The sequence below is a fragment of the Psychrobacter sp. TB20-MNA-CIBAN-0197 genome (assembly GCF_040309765.1).
Lineage (GTDB): Bacteria > Pseudomonadota > Gammaproteobacteria > Pseudomonadales > Moraxellaceae > Psychrobacter > Psychrobacter submarinus.
Genome location: NZ_JBEOPC010000188.1, coordinates 1 through 369 on the forward strand (window position 1 = coordinate 1; position 369 = coordinate 369).

General features: G+C 29.8%; 1 protein-coding gene. It reads left to right on the forward strand.

Features of this window, described 5'->3' with window-relative positions; genetic code table 11:
* Nucleotides 1-369, forward strand: a 369-nt coding sequence (locus AAEY83_RS13245; protein ID WP_351059460.1) for a hypothetical protein, incomplete at both ends; no start/stop codon positions are given.

Consider the following 369-nt stretch of genomic DNA (forward strand, 5'->3'; position numbering starts at 1 on the left):
CCTTACCCAATTAAACCAAATTCTTTTGAAATGTGGAATTCAATTGTAGCTCCGGATGTTATTCAAGAGATTAAAAACATTAGAAATAGCAACCTTTCTAATTGGTTTTTCTTTAGAGAAATAAAAGAGGGCAAGCCAGATAGAATGCTTAATGAAGAGCTTATTATTACACTTGCTTACATGCACTACAAAGGTGATCCTAAGGAAGTTATAGGTTTTTTTCCTAGGCAAAAAACTATTACTTGCCGCGTTAAAGATAAAAAAGGGTTTAGTGATTTTCTATTTGATTTAGATAGCACGGCTATTGAAAAACAAACATTTTTGAAAAGTATTAAAAAAACTAATGATTTAATTTGCTTACTTAATGAT